Source organism: Planctomycetia bacterium (genome assembly GCA_034440135.1).
GTDB lineage: Bacteria > Planctomycetota > Planctomycetia > Pirellulales > JALHLM01 > JALHLM01.
Genome location: JAWXBP010000343.1, coordinates 1 through 3,466 on the forward strand (window position 1 = coordinate 1; position 3,466 = coordinate 3,466).

Annotated in this window: 3 protein-coding genes; 2 read left to right on the forward strand and 1 reads right to left on the reverse strand. The window is 63.0% G+C overall.

Annotated elements, in window-relative coordinates; translation table 11 throughout:
- Window positions 1–66: 66 nt before the first annotated feature.
- The gene (locus SGJ19_20705; GenBank protein MDZ4782674.1) at window positions 67–993 is read right to left on the reverse strand and encodes a CHAD domain-containing protein; all 927 of its coding nucleotides are present in this window, start codon (window positions 991–993) and stop codon (window positions 67–69) included.
- 235 nt (window positions 994–1,228) lie between these two features.
- Between SGJ19_20705 and SGJ19_20710 the strand changes: the two genes are divergently transcribed.
- Together SGJ19_20710 and SGJ19_20715 are read left to right on the forward strand one after the other, a co-directional pair.
- Window positions 1,229–2,641, forward strand: a complete 1,413-nt coding sequence (locus SGJ19_20710) for a DUF1501 domain-containing protein (protein MDZ4782675.1) — start codon at window positions 1,229–1,231, stop codon at window positions 2,639–2,641.
- Between the two features lie 123 nt (window positions 2,642–2,764).
- A complete protein-coding gene (locus SGJ19_20715) occupies window positions 2,765–3,373 on the forward strand; it encodes an FMN-binding negative transcriptional regulator (GenBank protein ID MDZ4782676.1) in 609 nt (202 codons plus the stop codon).
- Window positions 3,374–3,466 lie beyond the last annotated feature (93 nt).

Sequence of the window (3,466 nt, forward strand, 5' to 3'; positions counted from 1 at the left end):
CCTCCGGATGCCTAAAAAATGTGTAGGACAACGAGGTCACGGACTTCGGCTACCGAGGGACAGGAGCTAGGCGCCGACTAATTTCTGAATCTGCGAGCGGAGATTGGCAGATCGCTCCAGCGTCCAGTGGCTGTCGAACGCGGCACGCTGCGCGACGAGTTGGGTTCGCTGGTAAGCGATCAGCGATCGTAGCGCACAGCGCGACCCGTCGCAGCGGGCTTTGCGATTCCACTGCTTGTAGAGGTCGATCGCGACGTGGCTGTCGACGATTTCGCCAAGGCGTTCTTGTAAGTCTTCGATCATGGGATAAATCTCGCGCCGCACAGTTTCACCCCAGACCGGCGCGACGACTTCCAGCGTGTAGCGTAGTTCCTTGGCGCGGATGCGAAATTGGTGCAGGGTGGCGTAAGCGTCATTGCCGTGGGCCTCGGCATTGAAAAATCGCGTCGTTGCGCGCCTCAGGCGTTTCGCAGCGTACTCGCCGAACGATTGCTTCGAATCCTCGTCATCCTGTTCGTCCAAGCGCGACAGTAGCGCTTCGATCAGGTCGGGAAATCCCTTGGCCTGCAGATGTTCATAGACGTCGACAATCGGGGCTTGAGCCTCGCCGCGGCGACGGTCAACCATTTGGATGACCGACTTGGTGGCGATGCCGGCGTCCGATTCGAGCTTCAACAATCGACCGTGTTGTACGTCGTAGTCGCGCGCCTCGCCCGCGGCCTGGCGGAGGCGGCGCAACAGTTTTTCGATTTGCTTCGCTTTCCGTCGCGGCAGGCAGGCTTTGAACAGCCGTAAGGCCGCATGTGCCCGGCGTGAGGAAACGCGCAGTTGATGCACGTGCTCCGGATCCTGATTCGCTTCCGTCGCGGCGGCCGGCAACCGCTCCCACACGGCGTGCAAACGCAACTCCAACACGCGTTGGGCGGCGGCCTTCACGGGTTGGTCGGCCGCGAGTCCCTCGATCCATTTGGAGTTGGCGGAATGTACGCTCATAAGTGACGGCGAACCCAAAGATGCTGAGCAGATCTCCTCCATCCATAGTACGCCCGAGGGGGACGCATCGCCAGCAAATCCGGCTCGCGACGGCCGCCTATACGGTTTTGGCTGGTGCGCGACCATGCGTGAAAGGAATCATCGGCAGGGCCTATTCGTGTTGAGGCCGCCTGCGCGTTAAGATGCCTCGGTGTGACTGGCGGCCCCCTTTTCCGGCAACTTGTCGGTGCGCCCGATGTTTGCCCTGCACGAAATCTCGCGGCGCGGAATGCTCCAGGCGGGGACGTTGGGACTGCTCGGGCTGAACCTGCCCAAGTTGCTGGCGGCCGAAGGCGCCTCCGCTCGTCCCGGCCGCGCGCGGGCGTGCATTCTGTTGTTCTTGGAAGGGGGCCCGGCCCATCAGGACCTGTGGGATCTCAAGCCGGAGGCCCCGGCCGAAATCCGCGGCGAGTTCCAACCGATCGACACGACGACGCCGAGCTTGCAAGTCTGCGAGCACTTGCCGCACCTCGCTAAGCAGACGCATCGCATTGCGCTGGTGCGGAGCGTGCATCACGAAGTCGTCGATCACAACGCCGGCGCGTACTACGCGCTCACCGGCCGTAGTCCGACGCGAGGCGGCAATCTGATCATCAAGGACGAACCGGACAACTTCCCACCGCTCGGCGCGGTGTGCGCGAAGCTGCGTCCCACGGATGCGTCCCTCCCGTCATTCGTGCATCTGCCCGACTTGATGTCAAACAACGGCCATGAATTGCCCGGCCAGCGCGCCGGGTTTTACGGCCCCGCGTTCGATCCGCTCGTTGCTGGCGACCCCAGTGCCGCGAACTACCAGGTGCCGGGCTTGGAACTGGCCGCGGACGTGAATCTCGATCGCATCGCTGCGCGGCGAACATTGCTCGATCGATTGAATCGCGCCGGCGCGACGCCCATCCGCGATCCGGAGGCCGACGCCCTCGCCACGCACCAGGCCAAGGCCTATGACCTGCTGACCTCGGAAGGCACGCGACGCGCGTTCGATATCGCCCGCGAACCGACTTGGATGCGCGAGCGTTACGGCCTGCCGGATCGCATCGATCGCTCGGTCGAAGCCCGCAAGTTCGGCGGTTTGCCGCACGTCGGGCAATGCTTGTTGCTTGCGCGCCGCTTGATCGAAGCCGGCGTGCGGCTGGTCACCGTGGCCAGCGGCCGGCGCTTTGATCAGGCCTGGGATACGCATCGCGATCATTTTCCGCTTTTGAAACGCTCGCTCTTGCCGTACTTGGATCGTGCACTTGCGGCGCTGTTGGAAGACCTGGCATTGCGCGGCATGTTGGAGGAAACGCTCGTCGTCGCCATGGGCGAATTCGGCCGCACGCCGCGACTCGGCCAGATCACCAGTTCCGCCGGCGCGGCCGCCAATGGGCGCGACCACTGGCCGCACTGCTACACAGTAGTTTTGGCGGGCGGCGGCATTCGCGGCGGCGCGATCTATGGTGCATCGGACCGACATGCCGCTTACCCGGCCAGCGATCCCGTCACGCCGGAAGACATCGCCGCGACGATTTATCACGCCCTCGGGATCGACCCGGAAACTCGAATCACCGATCCGCAAGGCCGGCCCCACACCGTCGCGGAAGGTCGCGTGATTCAGGAGTTGTTCGGCTAGCCGCGCGCGAATTCGTCGTTATTCTTGAAATGAACCGCCGCCGGCCGTAGCGTGTCCTGCTCGACGCCACGTTCGCCAGCTTTCGCGCTGCGACGAGTTCGTTCCTTTGTACTGAAAGCCTGCATGTACGTCCCGAAATCATTCGCCGTCGACGATCGCCAGCGCATCGACGCGTTTATCGAAACGAACAGCTTCGCCACGTTGATCACGACGGTCAAAGGCCGGCCCGAGGCGACGCACCTGCCGCTGCTGCTCGACGCGACTGTCGGCGAACAAGGCGTCCTGTTCGGCCACATCGCCCGGGCGAACGACCAATGGCGCAGCGGTGACGTGACAGCCCTGGCGATCTTCGCCGGTCCGCACGCCTATATCTCGCCCAGCTACTACCAAGCGCCGAACACCGTCCCCACCTGGAACTATGTAGCCGTGCATACGTACGGACAACTGTCGTTCTTTGACGACGAACCATCGCTCCGCGATGTGCTGCGCCGCACGGTCGCCAAGTACGAACAACCACGCGAAACGCCCTGGGATTGGGACGAATCCATGGAATACTCGACTCGCTTGCTCCGCGACATCGTCGGCCTGCGACTCACGATCGAACGGATCGAAGCGAAATGGAAGCTCAGCCAGAATCACCCGGCGGAACGCCGGCAACGCGTGATTGAGGCGCTGGAGGCGCGCGGCGGCGCGATGGAGCGTGACGTCGCGGCATTAATGCGCGAGGACTAGGCTCTGTTGACGATTCGGTCTGCTTCAGGTTAAACACTTGCGGTCGGAATTGGAATTCCGATTGCACCCTGGAGGCTCGGATGCCATGCGGTA

Bases quoted from the DNA above. Each gene is read 5' to 3' on its own strand.
- SGJ19_20715 (MDZ4782676.1), top strand. From the start codon at position 2,765: ATGTACGTCCCGAAATCATTCGCCGTCGACGATCGCCAGCGCATCGAC.
- SGJ19_20710 (MDZ4782675.1), top strand. From the start codon at position 1,229: ATGTTTGCCCTGCACGAAATCTCGCGGCGCGGAATGCTCCAGGCGGGG.
- SGJ19_20705 (MDZ4782674.1), bottom strand. From the start codon at position 993: ATGAGCGTACATTCCGCCAACTCCAAATGGATCGAGGGACTCGCGGCC.